This window comes from Modestobacter sp. URMC 112 (assembly GCF_053502575.1).
Genome location: NZ_CP199957.1, coordinates 1,910,211 through 1,930,882 on the forward strand (window position 1 = coordinate 1,910,211; position 20,672 = coordinate 1,930,882).

21 protein-coding genes and 1 pseudogene are annotated in these 20,672 nt (G+C 70.2%); 10 read left to right on the forward strand and 12 right to left on the reverse strand.

Annotated elements, in window-relative coordinates; genetic code table 11:
• Window positions 1-65 precede the first annotated feature (65 nt).
• The 6 genes from ACWIX6_RS08965 to ACWIX6_RS08990 all read right to left on the reverse strand — a co-directional run bounded on the left by ACWIX6_RS08965 (window position 66) and on the right by ACWIX6_RS08990 (window position 6,275).
• Window positions 66-1,541: an MFS transporter gene (locus tag ACWIX6_RS08965; RefSeq protein WP_448616494.1), complete on the reverse strand. Its 1,476-nt coding sequence runs from the start codon at window positions 1,539-1,541 to the stop codon at window positions 66-68.
• Window positions 1,542-1,657: 116 nt separating this feature from the next.
• Entirely contained in the window at window positions 1,658-2,512 is an 855-nt protein-coding gene (gene catA / locus ACWIX6_RS08970; RefSeq protein WP_448616495.1) for a catechol 1,2-dioxygenase, read from the reverse strand.
• A 101-nt stretch (window positions 2,513-2,613) separates the two neighbouring features.
• Entirely contained in the window at window positions 2,614-3,180 is a 567-nt protein-coding gene (locus ACWIX6_RS08975) for a nuclear transport factor 2 family protein (protein ID WP_448616496.1), read from the reverse strand.
• Window positions 3,177-4,340 (reverse strand): acyl-CoA dehydrogenase family protein, encoded by a 1,164-nt coding sequence (locus tag ACWIX6_RS08980; protein WP_448616497.1) that lies wholly within the window; start codon window positions 4,338-4,340, stop codon window positions 3,177-3,179. Before ACWIX6_RS08980 ends, ACWIX6_RS08975 begins: the two co-directional genes overlap by 4 nt.
• A 112-nt stretch (window positions 4,341-4,452) precedes the next feature.
• Window positions 4,453-4,968, reverse strand: coding sequence for a flavin reductase (locus ACWIX6_RS08985; protein WP_448616498.1), 516 nt, complete (start codon window positions 4,966-4,968; stop codon window positions 4,453-4,455).
• A 398-nt stretch (window positions 4,969-5,366) separates the two neighbouring features.
• Entirely contained in the window at window positions 5,367-6,275 is a 909-nt protein-coding gene (locus ACWIX6_RS08990) for a LysR family transcriptional regulator (RefSeq protein WP_448616499.1), read from the reverse strand.
• A 309-nt stretch (window positions 6,276-6,584) separates the two neighbouring features.
• Here ACWIX6_RS08990 and ACWIX6_RS08995 point away from each other — a divergent pair, with 309 nt between their 5' ends.
• The 8 genes from ACWIX6_RS08995 (at window position 6,585) to ACWIX6_RS09030 (ending at window position 14,235) form a co-directional block, all read left to right on the forward strand.
• Window positions 6,585-6,956: a hypothetical protein gene (locus ACWIX6_RS08995; protein WP_448616500.1), complete on the forward strand. Its 372-nt coding sequence runs from the start codon at window positions 6,585-6,587 to the stop codon at window positions 6,954-6,956.
• Window positions 6,957-6,964: 8 nt separating this feature from the next.
• Entirely contained in the window at window positions 6,965-7,711 is a 747-nt protein-coding gene (locus tag ACWIX6_RS09000) for an SDR family NAD(P)-dependent oxidoreductase (RefSeq protein WP_448616501.1), read from the forward strand.
• 122 nt (window positions 7,712-7,833) lie between these two features.
• Window positions 7,834-9,129, forward strand: coding sequence for an aromatic ring-hydroxylating oxygenase subunit alpha (locus ACWIX6_RS09005; protein WP_448616502.1), 1,296 nt, complete (start codon window positions 7,834-7,836; stop codon window positions 9,127-9,129).
• Window positions 9,122-9,643, forward strand: coding sequence for an aromatic-ring-hydroxylating dioxygenase subunit beta (locus tag ACWIX6_RS09010; protein WP_448616503.1), 522 nt, complete (start codon window positions 9,122-9,124; stop codon window positions 9,641-9,643). The genes ACWIX6_RS09005 and ACWIX6_RS09010 overlap by 8 nt, the downstream gene beginning before the upstream one ends.
• On the forward strand, window positions 9,640-10,599 hold the full coding sequence (locus tag ACWIX6_RS09015) for a PDR/VanB family oxidoreductase (protein ID WP_448616504.1): 960 nt from the start codon (window positions 9,640-9,642) through the stop codon (window positions 10,597-10,599). The genes ACWIX6_RS09010 and ACWIX6_RS09015 overlap by 4 nt, the downstream gene beginning before the upstream one ends.
• Before the next feature lie 89 nt (window positions 10,600-10,688).
• Complete coding sequence (locus ACWIX6_RS09020; protein WP_448616505.1) at window positions 10,689-12,596, forward strand: primary-amine oxidase; 1,908 nt, start codon at window positions 10,689-10,691, stop codon at window positions 12,594-12,596.
• 110 nt (window positions 12,597-12,706) lie between these two features.
• A complete protein-coding gene (locus ACWIX6_RS09025; protein ID WP_448616506.1) occupies window positions 12,707-12,976 on the forward strand; it encodes a hypothetical protein in 270 nt (89 codons plus the stop codon).
• Window positions 12,961-14,235, forward strand: a complete 1,275-nt coding sequence (locus ACWIX6_RS09030; RefSeq protein WP_448616507.1) for an amidase — start codon at window positions 12,961-12,963, stop codon at window positions 14,233-14,235. Before ACWIX6_RS09025 ends, ACWIX6_RS09030 begins: the two co-directional genes overlap by 16 nt.
• Window positions 14,236-14,514: 279 nt before the next feature.
• Here ACWIX6_RS09030 and ACWIX6_RS09035 read toward each other — a convergent pair whose 3' ends face one another.
• The gene (locus ACWIX6_RS09035; protein WP_448616508.1) at window positions 14,515-14,661 is read right to left on the reverse strand and encodes a hypothetical protein; all 147 of its coding nucleotides are present in this window, start codon (window positions 14,659-14,661) and stop codon (window positions 14,515-14,517) included.
• Between the two features lie 307 nt (window positions 14,662-14,968).
• Here ACWIX6_RS09035 and ACWIX6_RS09040 point away from each other — a divergent pair.
• Together ACWIX6_RS09040 and ACWIX6_RS09045 are read left to right on the forward strand one after the other, a co-directional pair.
• A pseudogene (locus ACWIX6_RS09040) lies at window positions 14,969-15,301 on the forward strand (amidase family protein); the annotation flags it as partial.
• A 384-nt stretch (window positions 15,302-15,685) separates the two neighbouring features.
• Entirely contained in the window at window positions 15,686-16,078 is a 393-nt protein-coding gene (locus ACWIX6_RS09045; RefSeq protein ID WP_448616509.1) for an amidase family protein, read from the forward strand.
• A gap of 186 nt (window positions 16,079-16,264) precedes the next feature.
• On the opposite strand, the gene catC is transcribed toward ACWIX6_RS09045, so the two are convergent.
• The 5 genes from catC to ACWIX6_RS09070 all read right to left on the reverse strand — a co-directional run bounded on the left by catC (window position 16,265) and on the right by ACWIX6_RS09070 (window position 20,316).
• Window positions 16,265-16,588, reverse strand: coding sequence for a muconolactone Delta-isomerase (gene catC, locus ACWIX6_RS09050; RefSeq protein WP_448616510.1), 324 nt, complete (start codon window positions 16,586-16,588; stop codon window positions 16,265-16,267).
• A complete protein-coding gene (catA, locus tag ACWIX6_RS09055; RefSeq protein WP_448616511.1) occupies window positions 16,585-17,439 on the reverse strand; it encodes a catechol 1,2-dioxygenase in 855 nt (284 codons plus the stop codon). Before catA (ACWIX6_RS09055) ends, catC begins: the two co-directional genes overlap by 4 nt.
• A gap of 47 nt (window positions 17,440-17,486) precedes the next feature.
• Entirely contained in the window at window positions 17,487-18,590 is a 1,104-nt protein-coding gene (locus tag ACWIX6_RS09060) for a mandelate racemase/muconate lactonizing enzyme family protein (RefSeq protein WP_448616512.1), read from the reverse strand.
• Complete coding sequence (locus ACWIX6_RS09065) at window positions 18,587-19,531, reverse strand: LysR substrate-binding domain-containing protein (protein WP_448616513.1); 945 nt, start codon at window positions 19,529-19,531, stop codon at window positions 18,587-18,589. The genes ACWIX6_RS09060 and ACWIX6_RS09065 overlap by 4 nt, the downstream gene beginning before the upstream one ends.
• A gap of 182 nt (window positions 19,532-19,713) precedes the next feature.
• The gene (locus ACWIX6_RS09070; protein ID WP_448616514.1) at window positions 19,714-20,316 is read right to left on the reverse strand and encodes a TetR/AcrR family transcriptional regulator; all 603 of its coding nucleotides are present in this window, start codon (window positions 20,314-20,316) and stop codon (window positions 19,714-19,716) included.
• Window positions 20,317-20,672: the final 356 nt, after the last annotated feature.

Sequence of the window (20,672 nt, forward strand, 5' to 3'; positions counted from 1 at the left end):
GACGGGCAGGGCATGCGCACGGCGTCGGTCTGATCCGGCCGGGGACCTCCGCCGTCGGTCGAGGACTACTCCCCGGTCGTCGCCGAGGCCGCATAGCGGCGCTGCAGCTGCCGGGCGGTGGCGTCCGGGCGGAAGAAGAAGGCCGAGAGCACACCGCCCACCAGCAGGATCACCCCCGCCAGGACGAAGGCGTTGTTGACTCCGCTGGCCATGTTCGCCGCCATCTCGGCGGTCTCCGGCTGCCCCTTGGGCACCGCCCGGTAGCCGGCCCGGTCCATGAAGATCCCGACGGCGGTGGGCGAGATGATCGCTCCGACGGAGGCGAGACCGCCCAGGGCGGCCATCACCAACGGCCGCTGCTTCGGCGTCACCGCGTAGGCCATGGCACTGGGCGCCATCGGGTAGATCACGCTGCAGCCGGCGCCGATGGTGAGGAGGGCAACGGCGGCGAGTCCGCCGACCATGGGCACGAGCAGGAAGCAGACGCCCGCGACGACCAGGGAGATCGAGAAGGGCAGGACGATCGACGTCCGGACCGAGCGACCGCCACGCATCAGGTTCCGACCGAGGAAGCCCAGTCCGAGCAGCAGGGCGGCGCCGAACACCCATGGGAAGGTGGTCGCCCACCCGACGCCCGCCGGACCGAGACCGATGACGCTGCCCAGGTACTTCGGGAACCAGGTGGTGAGGAAGCCCTGCGTCCAGAAGTTGGTCAGACCGGCGAGGACGGCCACGACGAAGGACGTGCTGAGCAGGATGGCGCGCAGCGGGACCGGGTGCTGGGCGTCGAAGTTGTGGCGCTGCTCCTCCAGTTCCAGCTGGTCGGCGGTCGGCTCCTCCAGCCCGACGCTGTCGACCGCCTCTATCACCGGTTCGATGGGCTCATCGGCGTGGCGTCGATCCGTCTGTGCGGTGCGGCGGCTGGCGAACGGCCCGTCCGCGCCGATGACGAGCCACGCGAGGACCCAGGCCAGGCCGACGATCCCCAGGACGCCGAACGCCCAACGCCAGCCCCAGGCGACGATGACCCAGACGAGCAGGGGGGCAGCGATCACCGGACCGAGGGTGGAACCCGCGGCGATGAGGTTGCTGGGCAGGGCGCGATCCTGCGGGCGGAACCACCCATGGGCGGACGAGAGGGACATGGCCGTCGCCGGCCCCTCGGCGCCTCCCAGGACGATCCGGGTCGCGAGCAGGACCGCAGCACCGCCGCCCAGCAGCATCGGGAACTGCATGACCGCCCAGGTCACGCCCATCACGAGGAGGATCGACTTCACGGTGACCCTGGTCGCGATGAAGCCGGTGGCGAAGGACACGACCGCGTAGAGGAAGAAGAAGGCACTGCCGATGAAGCCGAACTGGACCGGCGAGATGCCCAGTTCCCCCATCGCGTCGGTGGCGACGAGACCCAGGACCGCCTTGTCGGCGAAGGCGATGATCTGGAACACCACCAGCAGCCCGGTGATGATCCAGGCCATGCGGTTCATCTTGCGGGCGTCCGCCAGACCCGATGGCCTGGTGAGTGGCTCGTTCGTGGTCATGATCGTCCTTCGAATAGGGTCCGGTCGTGGGTGGCTGGGTCAGGCACGGGCCGGCTCAGCCGCCAGGTCGCTGCGCATGGGCTGATGGCCGGTTCGGCGGCAGGGCCGGCCAGGGGTCAGGCAGCCTCGAGGACGAAGTCGTAGGTGACGGCGTTGCTCCCGTCACCCTGCTCGCGGGGGTCGAGGACGAGCTCCGGCTTGGTGGCCTCGGCGACATCGCTGTCGAGCCACTCGCCGCCGGCGAAGTAGAGCTGGGTGGTGATCGTCCGGTGCCCCGTGGCTCGGACCAGCAGGTGCAGGTGGGCAGGGCGCCAGGGGTGCCAGCCGGCGGCGGTGATCAGCTCGCCGGTCGGACCGTCGGTCGGGATCTGGTAGGGCGCGGGCTGGATGGTGCGGATCTCGAAGCGCCCCTCGGCGTCGGTGACGACGACGCCGCGCAGGTTCCCGTCGGGGATGTGGGGAGCGAACCCGGAGTAGTAGCCCTCGTGATCGGCCTGCCAGATGTCGACCTCGGCGCCGGCCAACGGGGCGCCGTCGACATCGCGGACCTGGCCGGCGAAGACCAGCGGCGTGCCCTGCTCGTCGTCCCGCATGGGGAGCGTGGCCTGGGCGGTGAGCCGCTCCTGGCCGGGCAGGTAGTAGGGCCCGAGGATGCTCCCCTTGGTACCTGCCTGGGTGCGGGCGGCGACCTCCTCGACGACGTGCTCGACGAAGACGTCGAGGAAGAGCGGCCACTCGCCACCCTCCCCGACCTCGATCATCCAGGCCTTGGCCGCCTGGAACTCCGAGTAGGTGACGTCGTGCTCACGAATGGCCTGGTGAACGCCGGTCAGCACGGCGCTGACGACGGCGCTGACCCGCTCGGACGGCACCGTCACCGAGCCCGCGTGGTACTGCTCGGTGGACCGGAAGGACGCGGTGGCGTTGGCGCCCGAACCGGCCGCGGTGGGGCTGCTCTGGACGATGCTCATGGGGTTCTCCTCGGGGTGGATTGGGTGGGCGGGGGGAGCCGGCACGACCGGAGGGCCGTTCCCGGACCGCGGGGTCATGGGCTCTCGGGCCGACCGGACGCTCAAGCGTCCTGGGCGGGCGCGATCAGCTGGGACCGCTCGAGGTGCGTCGTCCACCAGCGGTCGGGCAGGTCGCCGATGAAGAGGTTCTCGGTGCGGTAGTGCGAGATCCGCCAGCCGCCGTCGGTGGGGCGGAACCGGACGTGCAGGCGGCTGGACCGGATGAGGGAGTGGCCGTCGTCGTAGATCCACGGCTGGAACTGCACCCACTGCCCCTCGGCGCCCTCGACGGTGGCCCACAGCTGCTCGGAGCACAGGTAGTGGGTGTTGAAGACCTGCCGCGGGTTGCTCGCGGTGTAGAAGCCGGTCATGTGCGCGGCGATCGCCGCCGGCCCGACATGGCGGCCGAACTGGGCGCCGTGCGTGCCGCCCACTCCTTCCCAGATCCCGTCCTCGGTGAAGAGGTCGCCGATGGCACGGGCGCGCTCCTCATCGGAGACATCGGGCTGGGGCAGCGGGGAGTCGCACAGGAACATGTAACGGCCGAGCAGTCGCCGTGCCTCGGCCTCGGCCCGCAGCTGCCGCACCTCCTGGGTGAGCTGGGCGAGCTGCTCGCCGATGCTGCTCAACGGAAGCCCGGGATGGTCGGGGGCTGCCCCATCAGCACGGCGCCGGCCCCGTCGTACATGGCCGAGGTCAGGAACGCGTGCTGCGTCGGCACCAGCGAGTCGCGCAGGAGGGGCAGCAGCGGGTGGTCGTTGTAGATGGCGTTGGTCCCGGACAGTTCGAACACCGAGCGGACGACCTCGGCGCCGGTCTGGACCGCGTGGGTCGCCGAGAGCCGCAGGAGCCCGTTCTGGGAGTCGGTCACCGCGGAGCCGGCGACGACTGCGGCGTAGGCCTCGTCCGCGGCCTCGTAGAAGAACGCCCGTGCCGACCGGAGCCGGGCCTCGGCCCGTGCGATGTCGATGCGGAAGTAGGCACGATCGGCCAGCTTGGGCGCGCCGGTGACTCCGGTACCACCCCCGCCGACCTCCTCGGCGTAGTCCAGGGCGGCGCGGGCGATGCCGAGGTTGACCACGGCGAGCACCTGCGCGGCGTACGCGAGGGAGGGGTAGCGGTAGAGCGGCTCGTCCACCGTGGGGGTCCCGCCGCGGATGAACGTCCGCTCCTTGGGCACCTCCACGTCACGGACCACGAGGTCGAAGCTGCCGGTGCCGGCCATGCCCACGACGTCCCAGTCCTGGACGATCTCCACCTGGTCCGGACGCAGCAGGACCGTCCGCGGCTTGCCGCCGGTCGACTCATCGCCCGGGATCCCGACGCCGAGGACGTCGGCGCCCATGCACCCGCTGGCCCACTTCCAGCGGCCGTTGACCAGGAAGCCGGAGCCGGTGTCCTTCGCCGGCTGCACGGGGAACAGACCCCCGGCGAACGCCACGTCCGGACCATCCGCGTAGAGCTCCGCCTGCGTCTCGAGGGGCAGGGCGGCGAGGTACACCTGGGCGGAACCGAAGCTGGCGACCCAGCCGGTCGATCCGTCGGCCGCCGAGATGCGCTCGACCATGCGCAGGAACTCAGAGGGAGGCAGCGCGTCACCCCCGAACTGCTTGGGGGTCGCGGCGCGGTAGATGCCCACCTCCTTGAACTTCTCGATCATGTCCCGGGGCACATAGCCCTGCGCACGGAACTCATCGCGGCGCTCGACGACCTCGGCGAGGACGTCGTCGAGGATGGTGGGGGGGAGCAGGTAGTCCGGCGTGGACGGCACGTCCGTGGTCTGCGTCATGGCGAGGTCCTCTTTCTGTGTAGGTCTGGCGTGATCAGGTCACCCGCGTGGCGGGCGGCCTGGTTGCTCTCGGGCGGACTGTTTGCGAGGGATCGGACGGACTGCGGAGCCCTCACACCGTGGTGACGGTGGGCTCGCCGAGTCGGTGGAACTGCCGCTTGAAATAGACCAGGCCGCCGCTGTCCTCCCGCACGATCGTGCGCTCGACCTCGACGAACATCACCGAGTGCGACCCGCGGATCGTGTGTCCGGTCATGCGGCCGACCAGGGCCACGAGCGCGTCCTTGAGGACCGGCACCTCCGCGGTGTCGTGATCCCAGATCTCCCACCCGAATCGCTCCTCCATCGGGATCTTGGTGGCTCCCGCGAAGTGCATGGCCAACTCCTCGTGCTCAGCGCCGAGGACGTTGACGCAGATCCGGCCGTTGCGCGTGAAGACGTCGTGCGTGTAGCTGGACTGGTTGACGCACACCAGGACCGTCGGCGGGTCGTCGGTCACCGAGCAGACGGCGCTGACCGTGATGCCGGCTCGGCCACCCGGGCCATCGGTGGTGACCACGTTCACCGCTGCCGACAGGTTGGCCATCGCGGAGCGGAACCGGCGCTGTTCCTCGCTGATCTCGGTCATGCTGAGCCTCCTTGGGCAAAGGTGAGAGAACGGATCGGTCAGGGGAGCGGAGGCCGGCGGTACGACGAGATGAAGGGTCGTGGGACCCGCAGTCGCGCCTCTCCGGTGTGGCCATGAGTGTTGGACGTCACTGGCAGCGAACTCAAACGGCTTGTGTGGATGCACTGCATCGCTACTTGCGATGCCACTTCGCGGTACGGCGACGACGACCGCCGGGATCCGAGGACGCCGAAAGCGGCGCCGACGGTCGTCGCTGCTGTCGGCGCCGCACCGCGGGGCTCACGGTCCGAGGCGGGTGCCGGCGGATGCCGCCGGCCCAGGGCAGGCTCCGCTCTCGGTCCGCTGCTTCCTCTTCGCCTAGGCCGATGCCTGAATCCGCCTCGTCCCTCCAGCGGCTGTCAGGTCAGCGCGGTCGCCGCGGCGCGGCACTCCTCGGCGAACGCCTGCATGCGCCGGTTGGGCCGGAGGGCGGCGACCCGGAGCAGGCCGGTCTCCACGTCCTGGGCTCCCTCGATCGTCACGGTGCGGATCCCGCTCTCCGGCCCGCTGGAGAGATGGAGCCGGCGGCTCACGATTGCGAAGCCGTCACCTGCTGCGACGAGCGCGCGCATGGTCTCGAAGGAGGTGGTGCGGATGATCTCGGGCAGGGGGACGTCGGCCTGTTCGAACATCCCGAGCATGTACCGGCTCAGCTCTGGCAGGTCCAACAGCACCATCGGGGCCTGCGCGAGCTCGCGCAGCGTCGCCCTCGGCCGACCGGCAACGGGATGCTGCGCGGACACGAAGGCGTACGGCCGCGCCCGGGTGATCGGCTCGAAGGCCATGTCGTCGCCGAGCTCCAGGCCGTAGGTCAGCGCGATGTCGCAGCTACCTGACCGGAGTGACTCGTGCAGGCCCACGTTGTCGGCCTCGAGGACCTGGACCGTGATGCGGGGATGGGCTGCACGCAGCCGGGCGAGGACGAGCGGGACGTAGAAGGGTGCGAGGGTCACGTAGAAGCCTGCTGACAGGGGGCCGGACGTGCCGGTCTGCAGGTGCTGACCGAGTTCCTGGAGCTCGCCCGCCCTCCGCAGGAGGTCCTGGGCTCGGTCCAGCAGCTGGCGACCGCTGGCGGTCAGCGTGATGCCGCGTGCGTGGTGCCGGAGAAACAGCTCGCACCCCAGGTCGCGCTCCAGGCGCTGGATGGCCGTCGACATGCCGGACTGCGACGTGTGCAGGCGCATGGCGGCGGCGGAGATGTTGCCCGTCTCCGCCGCCGCGACGAAGTACTGGAGCTGGGCCAGCGTGAACCGGGGACGCGGCGTCATGGGGCAGACCTCCAGGATCGCAGAACGCGATTCAACCTACCCATATTTGCTGTTTGGCAGGGGCGCTGTGAGCCCGAACACTCACACAGGTCAGGGTCCTTCGGCGCGGCTCGAGACAGCGGCGACCGCTCGGAGGGTCTGGCTGGAGTGCACTAGGGCGGTCCCGCGGTGCCCGACACCCGGTGCCGTCGTGCGGGACCGAACCGTTGCACCGACCACCACGGGGCTCGCGCCGCGGCCCGTGTGCCCCCAACCGAGTGCGACGGCCAAGCCGTCGACCATCGATGACGGACCAGACAGGAGACGACAGTGACCGACCACCGCGAGGGTGACCGGACCTTCATCCGCACCCTCTTCTGCATCGGTGTCCGAGACGCCTTCTTCGATGCAGGTGCCGACGAGCGCAAGGCGGTCTTCGAGGAGACGCGGCGTGCCTTCGGAGCCCTCTCCGAGCGGTTCGGGATCCGTGTCCTGGGGACGATGGACGACGACGAGGTGATGGTGGGACCTTCCACGGGCTTCCCGTGGACGGCGTACATCCTGGCCGATGTCCCCGACTACGCCACGGCCTCCAAGCTCTGCAGCGTCATCCGTGAGCACGCGGTCGGTGACGCGCAGCTGTGGAAGTACTACACGATCGAGGCCCGCCTGGGCCGGGCGCTCTTCTTCGGCAACGAGTGAGCACGGCAGTGGCCACGACTTCCCGGATCGCCGTCGTCACCGGAGCCGGCCGGGGCCTCGGTGCGGCGATCGCCGCGGACCTGCACGCTGCGGGGCACCGCCTGGCTCTCCTGGACCTCGACGCCGAGGCAGCGGTGGCCGCCGCCAAGGACCTGGACCCCACCGGCACCACGGCGATCGGTGTCGCCGCGGACGTCTCCGACCCCGGCGCGCTCATCGACGCTCTGGCGTCGGTGCGCACCACGCTGGGCTCGCCCGAGATCCTGGTCAACAATGCGGGTCGCACCGTGCCCCGCCCGGTCTGGGACATCGAGCTGGACGAGTGGGACGACGTTCTCGCCACGAACCTGCGCAGCGTCCTGGTCGCCACGCGTGAGCTGGCCCCGGCGATGCGCGAGGCCGGCTGGGGGCGCGTGGTGAACATGTCCTCGCTCGCCGGTCAGCAGGGCGGTCTGGTGGCCGGAGCGCACTACGCCGCCTCGAAGGCCGGCATGCTCGTCCTGACCAAGATCTTCGCCAAGGAGCTGGCATCCTCGGGCGTCACGGTCAACGCCGTGGCCCCCGCGGCGGTCCGCACCCCGGTCATGGACTCGATGGACCCCGAGCAGCTGGAGCGTGCCCTCGCGGGCATCCCCGTCGGCCGACTCGGGCGGGCCGACGAGGTGGCGGCTGCTGTCGGGTTCCTGTGCACAGACGCCGCCGGCTACATCACCGGTGCCACCCTGGACATCAACGGCGGCGTGTTCATGCGCTGAGCGGAACACTTTCTTGCGCGTCACGTCACCGTGCGGGTGACTCGTACTCGGCGCCCACGGGTCCGGTCGGACGACCGGTCGCCGCAGGGCCTCCTGCAACCTCACATCCCGAGGGGGACTCAATGACCATCGAAGCGCAGCACGTGGAAGCGGGCACCACGCCCGCCGATCTCGTCCACGGAGACCGGGTCGCCGGCCGGCTCTACACCGACCCGGAGATCTTCGAGGAGGAGATGACGAAGATCTTCGAGCGGACGTGGGTGTGGGTAGCCCATGAGAGCGAGGTGCCCAAGCCCGGCAGCTTCAAGATGGCGCACGTCGGCCGGCAGCCGGTGCTCGTGGCCCGCAACCGCAAGGGCGTGATCAACACCTTGCTCAACCGCTGCCGGCACCGTGGGGCGAGCGTCTGCGAGAAGCCGCAGGGCGAGGCCAACGGCTTCACCTGTCCCTACCACGCGTGGTCCTACAGCCTGGACGGCCAGCTACGCGGCATCCCGTACCCGGAGGGCTACGAGGGTGTGATGGACAAGAGCGAGATGTCCCTGCGGAAGCTGCGGACCGAGTCCTACGGCGGGATGGTCTTCGCGACCTTCAACGACGACATCGAGCCCCTCGAGGACTTCCTCGGCGACGTGAAGCTGTGGATCGACCGCTTCATGAAGCAGGGTGGCGGCTACCCGGTCAAGGTCCTCGGCAAGCACCAGTTCAAGTTCAACGGCAACTGGAAGGTCCAGCTCGAGAACACCACGGACGGCTACCACTTCCCGATCGTGCACCGCTCCTGGATGGCCTCCGTCGACGCCGAGACCGCCGACATGATGTCGTTCATGACCAATGAGGAGTGCACCACCCACGCCCTCGGCAACGGGCACAGCGTCATGCAGATGGTGCCCGAGCACTCCGACCTGGACGCCGACGACGGCACCGAGCCGCTGCAGGCGCGGTTCGACGGACTGGTTGGGGAACTCAAGGCGGCCGGCCTGGACGACGGCGCGGTGCGCAAGCTGGTCCGGGCGATGCACGGCACCGGGTTCAACCTGAACCTGTTCCCCAACGTGTCGATGTCCGGCTCGTTCCTCCGGGTGCTCCGACCGGTCTCGGCCAACGAGACGCTGATCGAGCACATCCCCCTCGGCCCGGACGGCCCGCCGGAGATCGTCGGCCCGGTCAACCGTGAGCGGCTCCGGATCCACGAGCACTTCCAGGGCCCGTTCGGCTTCGGTACCCCCGACGACGCCGAGGGCTGGGATCGCGTGCAGCGCGGCGCCCAGGCCGCCCCGGAGATGCCGATCATGGTCAACCGCGGCCTCGGCCGTGAGAAGGCCAGCTCCGAGGGTTGGCCGACGTCCCACGTCACCGACGAGACTGGCATGCGCGAGGCCTACGCGATGTGGAAGGAGATGATGAGTGATGACTGATGTCCTGGCCGGCGCCGTCCGTACCTCGCTGACCGACGAGCGCATCGTGCGGGCCATCGAGCTGATCTGGCGTGAGGCTGATCTGCTGGACCGCAAGGAGTACGTCTCCTGGAAGGAGCTCTACGCGGCCGACGGGCACTACATCGTGCCGATCGACCCCGAGACCGAGGACTTCGACAACACCCTCAACATGGTCTACGACGACGCTCGCATGCGGGACATGCGGGTGACCCGGATGATCGAGGGATTCGCCATCGCGGCGGTCGACGCGGCGCGCACCGTCCGCACGGTGTCCCGGTTCGTCCCTTCGTCCGTCGACGACGATCAGGTGGTGATCCGTTCCGCCCAGGTCCTCATCGCCTACAAGCGCGGCCGGCACGACATCTGGGCCGCTGAGGTCGAGCACCGGGTCCGCCTGTCGGCGGGAGGTCCCGAAGGGGACCGGATCGTGCGCAAGGTGGTCCGTCTCGTCGACAGCGAGGGAGCCCCTCCGGCTGCGGGGTTCCTGCTGTGAGCGTCGTCGTCCGGGTCGACGAGATCGTCGAGGAGACGCCGGCGATCCGCACGCTGCGGCTGGTCCGGCTGGACGGCAACCCGTTCACCCCGGGCGTCTACAAGGCTGGCGCCCATGTCGACGTCACCGGCCCGACGGGGATCGTCCGGCAGTACTCGCTGGCCAGCCCTCCCGGCGACCCGTCCTCGCTGCTCATCGCGGTCAAACGCGAGCCGGAGTCCCGGGGCGGATCGGTGGCCCTGCACCAGCTGTCCGTCGGTGACCACCTCAAGCTCAGCAAGCCGAGGAACCTGCTGCAGCTGGCGGACGACGCGGACCGGCACCTGCTGGTCGCGGGTGGGATCGGGATCACCCCGCTGCTGTCCATGGCCTACGAGCTCTACAGCTGGGGGGCGGAGTTCGAGCTGCACTACTTCGCCCGTTCGCGCTCCGAGGCCGCGTTCGTGGACCTGCTGGAGAACCGGGTCGAGTTCGCCGACCGCGTGCACTGGCACTTCGACGTCGCACCGGCCGAGATGCCGGCATCCCTCGCCCGGCTCCACGCTGGGCTGACCCCGGCCAGCCACGTGTACACGTGCGGGCCGGCGCCCTTCATGGCGGCGGTGGAGGAGGCGCTCTCCCCGGCGGTCGGCGGAGAGCACGTGCACGTCGAGCACTTCGTCCCCGTCGAGGTCGACACCAGCGGCGACAAGCCGTTCACCGTCGAGTTGGACACCGGCGAGTCCTTCGAGATCCCGGCGGACAAGTCCATCCTCGCCGTCCTCGAGGAGAACGGCATCGAGGTGTTCAAGTCCTGCGAGGAGGGCATCTGCGGGTCGTGCGTGTCCGGCGTGCTCGAGGGGACTCCGGACCACCGCGACAACTGCCTGTCCGTCGCCGACAAGGCGGCCGGCAACCAGATGGCGCTCTGCGTGTCACGGGCCCGGTCGGACAAGCTGGTCATCGAGCTGTACTGAGGCCATCCCGGGAGGGGCCGCGCTAGGCAGCCCCTCCTCGGGACCCGTGGTCTCGTCTGTCCCCGCCCACCTCTGGAGAGGAACCACCCGTGCACAGCCCCTTGTTCGACGCCCTCACCGCGGAGGAGATCCGACGCGTCGCGCGAGCGGTCCGCGCCGAGGAGATCGGCGGCGAGAACCCGGCCTTCGGCCTGATCTGCACCGACGAGCCGGACAAGCGGCTCCTGCGGGCGGGGGAGGACGTGCCCCGACGGGGCCGGGCCGTGGTCCTGGACCGCCGAACCGGCCAGACGTACGACACGGTCGTCGACCTGGCTGCGGACAAGGTGGTGTCCTCGGTCGAGCGCGTCCATGGCAGCGTCCCGCTGTTGGAGTCCGAGGTCGGACGGATGACCGAACTCGTCAAGCAGGATCCCCGGTACGTCGAGGCGCTGGCCAAGCGCGGCATCACCGAGCTCGACCTGGTGCAGATCGACCCCTGGGGTGGGGGCAACCGCGAGGAGTTCGACGTCGAGGGCAAGCGCCTGATCGGCGCGATCTCCTTCCTCCGCCACTTCCCGGAGGACAACGGGTACGCCCACCCGATCGAGGGCGTCGTGGCGATGGTGGACCTCGTCGCCGACGAGGTCGCCGAGGTCCGCGACTACGGGGTCCGGCCGATGAACCACGAGGAGTTCCAGTACACGGCCGATGCCAACGGACCGATGCGCACCGACGTCGTACCGCTGGAGATCCGGCAGCCCGAGGGCGTCGGGTTCCGGCTGGACGGCCCGGAGATGACCTGGCAGAAGTGGCGCTTCCGGATCAACATGCACCCGCTCGAGGGCCTCGTCATCCACGGCGTGGAGTACCTCGACGGGGACGAACACCGCTCGGTTCTGCACCGTGGATCGCTGTCGGAGATGGTCGTGCCATACGGCGACCCGAGCCCGGAGCACTACTGGCGCAGCGCCTTCGACGTCGGCGAGTACGGGCTGGGGAACCTGGCCAATTCCCTGCGCCTGGGCTGTGACTGCCTCGGCGAAATCGTGTACGTCGACGCCGTCCTGGCCGACGAGAACGGCGAGCCGAGGACGATCGAGAACGCCATCTGCATCCACGAGGAGGACGCCGGCATCCTGTGGAAGCACACCGACTGGGTGACCGGGAACGTCGACGTCCGCCGCTCCCGGCGGCTCGTGGTCAGCTTCATCGCCACGGTCGGCAACTATCACTACGGCTTCTACTGGAACTTCTACCAGGACGCCGCGATCGAGGTCGAGGTCAAGCTCCTGGGCATCGTGCAGACCCGGGCGGTCGCCGACGACGAGCCCGTCACCCATGGGACGCGCGTCGCGCCGAACCTGATCGCGACCTACCACCAGCACCTGTTCTCGTTCCGGCTGGACATGGAGGTCGACGGCTGGCAGAACACCGTCTACCAGAACGACACCCACAGCCTGCCGACCGGCGAGGACAACCCGCACGGCAACGCGATCGGCGCCACCAAGACGCTGATCGGCAAGGAGAACGACGGGGACTGGATCACCAACACCCAGACCGCCCGCAACTGGACCGTCGTGAACCAGCACAAGCACAACCGGTGGGGTTCGCCGGTCGGGTACAAGCTGCTCCCCGGCTGGGCGTCCGCGACCATGCTCGCCCACCAGCCGTCTCTGATCGCCAAGCGGGCCGGCTTCGCGACCCGCAATGTGTGGGTGACGCCGTATCAGCCTGACGAGATGCGTGCGGCCGGGGACTTCCCCAACATGGACCGCTCGGGCGCCGGTCTCCCGGAGTGGACAAAGGCCGACCGGCCCGTCGAGGACACCGACGTGGTCCTGTGGCACTCGCTGGGCGTGACCCATGTCCCGCGCGCCGAGGACTGGCCGGTGATGCCGATGGAGAAGGCGGGCTTCCACCTCTTCCCGGTGAACTTCTTCGACAAGAACCCGGCCCTCGACGTCCCGGCTAGCGCGCAGGAGCACACCACGACCGGCGAGGCCGCCTGCCACTAGAGGGTCGAGCACGGTGCACGCTCCGGTGGTCCGGTCACCGGGGCTGGCCGGGAGCCCGGACGGCGCCGGTCGTCCGGAACCGGTCGTCGACGTCGCACGGAGGAGCCAAGATGACTGTTCTGGGTCAGCGCATGACCTTGACCTGCTACAACGACACCCACGGCTGGGGTTGGCGGCACGTCGACCTGTTCGTCCACGATGACGAGGGCCGCGAGCTGAACTGGGTGCACTGGGGCGTCCCCGAGGACGGCCCCGATGCCGCCGACCGGGTCACCGCACGACTGGAGCCCCTGCTCCAGCGGACCTCGGACTGGCGGCACTTCGTCAGTGCCAGCGGCATGGACTACTGGGAAGCCGACGCGGCATGGCGCGACCAGTGAGCCACTGGCAGCCGTGGTCGTTGCGGGAACTTGTCGGTGAGCTGGCCTCCGGACGCACCACGGCCGCCGCCGCAGTCCAGCGGGCGCAGGCGCGCATCGCCGAGACGGAGCCGGAACTGCGGGCCTGGGTCGCCACCGCCCCGGTGCCCGACGTCTCGGGGGGCCGCGGGCCGCTCCTGGGCGCCCCGTTCGGCGTGAAGGACATCATCGACCTCGCCGGCCTCCCGACCCGTTGCGGGTCGGTGCTGCGGGCCGACGCCGGTCCCGCGGCGGAGGACGCCTCCATCGTCAGCGCCTGGCGGATCGCCGGCGCGACTCCACTCGGGAAGACCGTCACCACCGAGTTCGCCTTCTTCGCCCCCGGCCCGACGGCGAACCCCGCCGCACCCGGCCACACGCCCGGCGGCTCGTCGAGTGGCTCGGCCGCGGCCGTCGCCTCGGGGCAGGTGCCGCTGGCGATCGGCTCCCAGACTGCAGGCTCGGTGACCCGTCCGGCGTCCTACTGCGGTGTCGCCTCCCTGGTGATGACCCGTGGCCGGTTCTCCGTCGACGGCGTCGTCGGCCTGAGCCCGAGCCTGGACAGTCATGGCGTGTACGCCGCAGGGGTGTCGGACCTCGCGCTGGCCTGGTCCGCCCTCACCGGGGCCCCGGACGTCGGCCCGGACGCCCGACCGGGTGATGGCCGGCCGCCGCGGGTGCTGTGGTGGTCGGCGACGCAGCTGGCCGTCGTGGAGGCGGAGATGCACGCCGCTCTGGCGGAGGGGCGCGAGCGACTGCGGGCTGCTGGTGCCGTGGTGGACGACCTGGTCGACGAGCAGTTGGCGGTCGACGTAGCGGCGGCACACCGGGTGATCATGGCTTATGAGGCTGCACGGGAGCGTGCCGCCGAGCTCGAGGTCGCCGACCAGCTCAGCGTGCCACTGGCCGACCTGCTGCGCACTGGTGCGGCCACCCCGCAGGAGGAGTACCAGGCGGCCCGTCACACGGTGGACGCCGCCGTCGAGCGGATGTCCGAGCTCCTGATCGGGTACGACGTCATCATCGGGCCGGCAGCCCCCGGCCCCGCACCGGAGGGGTTGGCCGCCACGGGTGACCCGGTCCTGAGCCGGCCGTGGCAGGCCATGGGCCTCCCGGTCGTGACGGTCCCCGGACTGCGCAGCCCTGCGGGGCTGCCCTTGGGGGTCCAGGTCGTCGGGCGGCCCGGTACCGAGCTGGAACTACTCACGCACGCGTGCTGGATCGAGCGGCAGCTGGCGTAGTCCGGGTCGGGCCTCGCGTCCGGCAGCGGGGTGGGAGCCCGAGGTCACGGAGCAGCGCCAGGCACCGTTCCCGCTCGTGCCTCCCCTCGGCTGCCTGATGCGGCCAGGATGACGTCCACGCTGGCCGGGTTCTTCCGTGGCTGGTGAGGACGATTCTGCGGTGGCGAGTCCGCCGCCGCCCCGAGTCCATCCCCGAGGGATCCTCCATGTCGGAACCCGAGTTCCCCGGCCCACCGGTCCCAGCGGCTGTCACCAGCCATGTGACGTCGTCGCTGACGTTCACGCGGAGGACGGCGCGGGCAGGGGCACCGCTGCCGCCGCCGGTGTGGTCACCGCCAGAGCGGCGGCCGCGGCGTCGGGGTCGGGCGGGGGCTGGGCCGGCGCGAACGTCAGCGCGGACTTCGACCGGAACGACCCGAGCAGCATCGTGGATCTGGACGCCGCGGACCTGGCGCGGGCGATCCATGGGCGCGAGGTGTCCTGTGTCGAGGTGATGACGGCCCACCTCGACCACATCGACGCACTGAACCCGCAGGTCCAACGCCATCGTCGGCCTCCGGCCACGGGCGGACGTGCTCCCGGAGGCGCAGGAGAAGGACAGGTTGCTCGCCTCCGGCACGGACCAGGCGTGGATGCACGGCTTCCCGCACGCGGTCAAGGACCTCGCTGACGTCGCCGGGTTGAAGACCACTGCGGGGTTCTTCCGGTCGCCTTCGACGTCCCGCCGACGGCCAGGGACGCACTCTTCTTCAAACGCATCCGCGCTGCGGGTGCAATCTTCATCGGGAAGACCAACACCCCGGAGTTCGGGCTCGGGTCGCACACCTACAACAACGTGTTCGGCACGACCCTCAACGCCTACGATCAAAGCAGGTCCACGGGGGGCAGCAGTGGCGGCGCCGCCGCCGCGGTGGCCCTCCGCATGCTCCCCGTCGCCGATGGCAGCGACTTCTTCGGCTCGCTCCGCAACCCGCCGGCTTGGAACGACGTCCTCGGACTCCGCCCGTCGTTCGGTCGGGTGCCGGGCAACAACGCCGACGCCTTCGTCCAGCAGGGCGGGGTGGAGGGGCCCATCGCCCCGGCCCGCGCTCGACCTCACCCTCCTGCTGCAGACGATGTCCGGCTACGACCCGCGGGCACCGCTGTCCCTGGGGCAGGACGTCAGTGGCTACGCCGATCAGCTCGACCGCAGCTTCCGGGGCTCCAAGGTCGCCTGGTTCGGCGACCTCGGCGGGTACCTGCCGCTGGAGCCCGGAGTGCTCGACCTCTGCGCCGACTCCGTGCGGACCTTCGGCGACCTCGGCATGGAGGTCGTCGCCCAGGACGGGCTGCCGACGTCCCCGGGCTGCGCCGGGAACGCCGACCTGTGGCCGCTGTGGCTGGTCTACCCGGCACTGGCTGGCCGGCGGGATCATCGCCCCGCTCTACGCCACCGACCTTCCGGGCCGCCTTGGAGCCCGAGGCGGTCTACGAGGTCGAAGGCCTCGTCAGCGGCGCCGACGGAAATCCGCCGATCACCGGTCTGGACACCTACAACGCGTCGGTCAAGCGGACGGCGATGTACCAGACATTCCGGCAGCTGTTCGAGAGCTACGACTTCGCGGTGCTGCCCACGGCGCAGGTGTTCCCGTTCGACGCGTCCCTGACCTGGCCCCGCTCGATCGACGGCGTGCCCATGTCGTCCTGCCACCGGTGGATGGAGGTCACCGCGCTCGGGACGCTGACCGGCTGCCCCGTGATCAACCTGCCGGTCGGGTTCAGCGCCCAGGGCCTTTCCATGGGGATCCAGGTGCTCGCCCGCAACCACGGCGAGCTGTCGTTGCTGCAACTGGCGAGCTCATGAGAGCGCGCCAACGAATGGGTCCAGCAGCACAGGCCTGCACTGCTCGGCTGACGAACGGGGCCGGCGCCACCCTGCGACGGCGGGAGCCGCTCGCCGTAGACGCAACCGGTGGGGCCAGCCGACTCCGGCGTGGACGCAGGTCCACGCCGGCGCCGGCTGGCCCCACCGGCCGGCCGACTCCGGCTGTCAGGCCTTCCTGCCCGCTGTCCCCGTCACCGCCGGGTCCACCGCGATGTCCGATGGGTGGGCGGCCAGGGGCGTGACCGCGATGGTCATGTAGGGGAACAGCGGCAGACTCCAGAGGATCTGGTGCAGCTGCTCGTTGCTCTCGACGGCGAAGATGCTGAGGTTGGCGTACTGGCCGACACACCGCCAGATGTGCGGCCAGTGCCCGGACCGCTGCCACTCCTGGGAGTAGGCCTTCTCCCGGGCGAGGAGGTCGTCGCGCGCCGCCGGGTCCATGTCCGGCGGCAGCGCGACGTCCATCCGGACGGCGTAGAGCTGGGTCACGCTGCGGGGTCCAGCGAGAAGTCGTAGGTGACCTCCTCGCCGGTCCCGGCGGAGGCAGCGGTCGGGCGCAGGATGAGCTGGGGCTTCACGGCCTGGGCCACGTCGTCCTCCACGTGCTCGCCGCCCTCGAAGTACAGCTGGGTGGTGATCAGCTGCTTGCCCGGAGCGGAGACCTTCAGGTGCAGGTGCGCCGGGCGCCAGGCGTGCCAGCCGGCGGCGGCGATGAGGGCGCCGCAGGACCCGTCGGTGGGGATCTGGTAGGGGGCGGGCTTGATGGTGTGGAAGGTGAAGCGGCCGTCGGGACCAGTGGTGATGGTGCCGCGGAGGTTCCACTCCGGGATGCCGGGGGCGAACTGCGAGTAGTAGCCGTCGTCGTCGGCGTGCCACAGCTCGACCCGGGCGTCCTCGAGCGGTGTGCCGTCGAGGTCGGTCACGGTGCCCTGGAAGACGAACGGGGTCCCCTTCTCGCCGTCCCGCATGGGGAGCGTGGCCTCGCTGCGGAACTCCGGTGCACCGGGGATGTAGTACGGGCCCTCGATGGTGCCGCTGCTGCCCTTGCGGTCGGCGTTCGCGACCTCCTCGATGACGTGCTCGAGCCACACGTCCAGGAACAGCGGCCACTCGCCGTCCTCCCCGACGCGGATCAGCCACGCCTTGAGGGCGTCGTACTCGTCATAGGTCACCCGGTGCTTGCGGATCACCCCGTGCAGGGCGGTGATGGCGTCGGTGGCGATGTCGGAGACACGCGCCTTGTCGACGGACGCGGCATCGCGCGACTTCTGGGAAAACCGCTCGGTGGCCGAGCGGCCGGAACCGGCAGCGGTCGGGTTGATTTCGGTGGGTGCGCTCATGGTTCTCTCCTGCGTCGTTGCGGGTTGGAGGGTGTTGAAGCCGAGTGTCAGGTGTCCTGGCGGTAGCTGGCGAGCTTGTCGGGGTCGATCTCGATCCCGATCCCTGGTCCAGGACGAACGGCCAGCTCGCCGTTGGCGATCGCCAGCGGCTCGGTGAGCAGGTCGTCCTTCATGTCCAGGAAGTTCGAGAGCTCCCCGGCGCGACGGGAGGAGCTGCGGTGCGCGGCGCCGAACGCCACCGTGCAGGCGGTGCCCACCTGCCCGTCGATCTGGTTGCCCATGACGACCTCGACCCCGAGGCCTTCGCACTGGTGCAGGATCCGCTGCGACGTGCTGAACCCGGTGCGGGCCGTCTTGATGCTGATCATCGTGGCGGCGCCGTCGAGCAGTTCGCGGGTGACCTGGCCGGGGGTGGTGGCGCTCTCGTCGGCCACCGTGGGCACGCTCGTCCGGGACGTCAGCCACCGCCGTCCCAGGACGTCGTCCGCCGGGCACAACTCCTCCGACAAGGTCAGACCCAGGTCGGCCATCGCGTCGAGGGCGCGGGCCGCCTCCGAGGCCGTCCAGCCACGGTTCCCGTCGACGTACAGCTCCACCTCCGGGCCGAGCGCAGTGCGCAGCGCGCGGACGGCGCCGACGTCCAGGTCGACCGGGCGCCGGCCGACCTTCACCTTGAACGTGCGAATGCCGTAGGTGTCGCGGACCCGTTCCGCCTCGGCGACCATCTCGGCGTCCGGGGCGAAGCCGACCATGTGGGACACCCGCATGCGATCGGTCCAGCCGCCCAACAGCTGGGACACCGGCAGCTCCAGAGTGCGGCCCAGCGCGTCCCACAGGGCCATGTCGATGGCTGCCTTGGCGGCGGGATTGCCGATCGTACGGTCCAGCACGGCGTGCACCGCCTCGCGCTCGAGCAGGGTGCGCCCGACGATCTGAGGCGCGAACACCTTCTCGACGACCGCGACGATGGACTCCTGCGTCTCGCCGTAGGTGTAGGGCCGGGGTGGCGCTTCGGCGACCCCGACCAGGCCGCTGTCGGTGCGGACCCGGACCAGCACGTGGTCGGCGACGTGGACCTCACCGCTGGCGAAGCGAAGCGGCTTCCGGTAGGGGATCGCGAACGGGATCGCCTCGATCTCGACGATCTTCAACGGAGGACTCCCTCGGTGGCGGGACGCGGCGGGACCGCAGGGGCGTGGCGTGGCTCGGGGGCGATGAACTGGTGGGCCTCCAGCGCCCCGACCAGGTGCGCCAGAGCGGGAGAGGGGTCGTCGCTGCGCCAGGCGAGCGCCAGGTCGATGAAGACGTCGTCCGCCACGGGGACGAACCGGACCCCCTCCACCTGGACGGCGTGCACGGACTCCGGGAGCAGGGCCACGCCCAGTGAGGCGGCGACGAGCGTGAGGATGATGGAGGTCTCAGCGACCTCGTGGGTGCGCCGCGGCATGAAGCCCGCGGCCCAGCACGCCCGGGTCACCGCGGTGTTCACCACCGAGTCCGGGGCGTTGTAGACGATGAAGTCCTCGTCGCGGAGTTCGGCGAGAGCGACCGGCTGGTCACCGACCAGACGGTGGCCCTCGGGGATGGCGAGGGTCAGGCGCTCCCGGGTGATGAGCCGGCACGTCAGCCCGTCGCGCCGCAGCGGAGGGCGGAGGACGGCGAGGTCGATGCGGCTCTCCGCCAGCGCGAGTTCCTGTGCCGGAGTGAGCAGGTCCGGCTGGAAGCGCAGGACGAGGCCCGGGGTCTCCTCGGCTGCGATGCGGGCGAGTTTCGGCAGGTGACGAAATGCGGCCAGTCCCGTCGCACCGACGCGGAGCAGCCCTGTCTTGCCGGCGGCGACCAGTCCGACACGGGTCTGCGCGGCCTCGACCGCGTCGAGGATCCGCTGTGCGTCCCGCAGCAGGGCTTCGCCGGCGGGTGTGAGCTCCACGCGCCTGGTCGTCCGGGTGAAGAGGGCGGCACCGACCTGCAGTTCCAGTTGGCGGATCGCCTGCGAGAGCGGGGACTGTGCCATGTGCAGCCGTTCGGCCGCCTGTCCGAAGTGCCGGGTGCGCGCGACGGTGACGAAGTAGCGCAGCTGACGCAGCTCCACGTCGCTCACCCCCGTCGGTCGGACGCCGGCCGCCCTGCGGACGCACGGCTCTGTGACCCAGCCAACGTAAGCGTTGTCGTTGTGTAGAGGCAAAGACCAGATTCGGCTGAACCGAGACATTGTTCATCTCGATCAGAGCTGTTGGATGCGCACCCCAGCTCCGCAGTCGGGGCTCGGCGGCCTCAGGAGCGACGGACGGTCTCCAGGGAATCCCTCATCACCCGGAGTGCCACGGCGTCGAACTCCGCCTCCGAGGGGCGCTCCGAGTGGGCGAAGACGATCAGACCGTCGACCATCGCGATGATCTGGAGCGCCAGGGCCTCGGCTGCCTCGTCGGTGAGGTCCGGACGCGCGTCGCGGATCAGCGGCCAGAAGGACTGCCGGTTGCGCCGGTAGTGGCTGCACAGGACCCGGTGGGCATCGTCGTCGTGGTTGGTCACCGCCCACAGTTCGACGAAGAAGCGGATGGTCCGCGGATTGCGGGCATCGTCCAGCAGGTAGCGCAGAACGGCCTCGAGCCTGGCCCATGGCTGCAGGTCCAGGGAGCGGGTGTACGTGTTGTAGGTCCGCAGGTAGTCGGCCGAGGCGTCGGTCAGCATGGCTGTGACCAGCGCGTTCTTCGTGGGGAAGAAGTACTGGAGGTGCCCGAGGCTCATCCCGGCCGCCTTGGCCACGCTGCGCAGCGAGAAGGCCGCGTACCCGTGCTCCACGAACTGCTCGCGCGAGGTCGCGAGCAGTGCGCGACGCGTCTCCGCTCCCCGGCTGGTCAGGCTCGGTTGGGCCACGGTCGACACCTCCCCTTCGCGACGTCAGAGATCGGACGTCGATGACGTTGCGCTCACATTAGTTCCGCACCGCATCCATCCGGATTCAGCGGGTCAGTGAACGAGCTCGAAACTGGCCCCTCGTCGGCGGCATCCGGCGCGTCCAGCGGGCGCGTCCTAGCGACGTCGAGCATGCCCTTGACGATTTAGGTCAGCCGACCTAGTGTCCTATGTCACTGGGTCACGTGACCTAGAAGACAGCGAGCCCGTCGTCGAACGCACGGCAGGCGCCTGCGCCCCTCCGGGGCTCGGCGCTATCACGTCACCGGAGAGGGCCTGCTGCCCCGTCTCCACCAGTCCACCCCACGGGAGGCGAG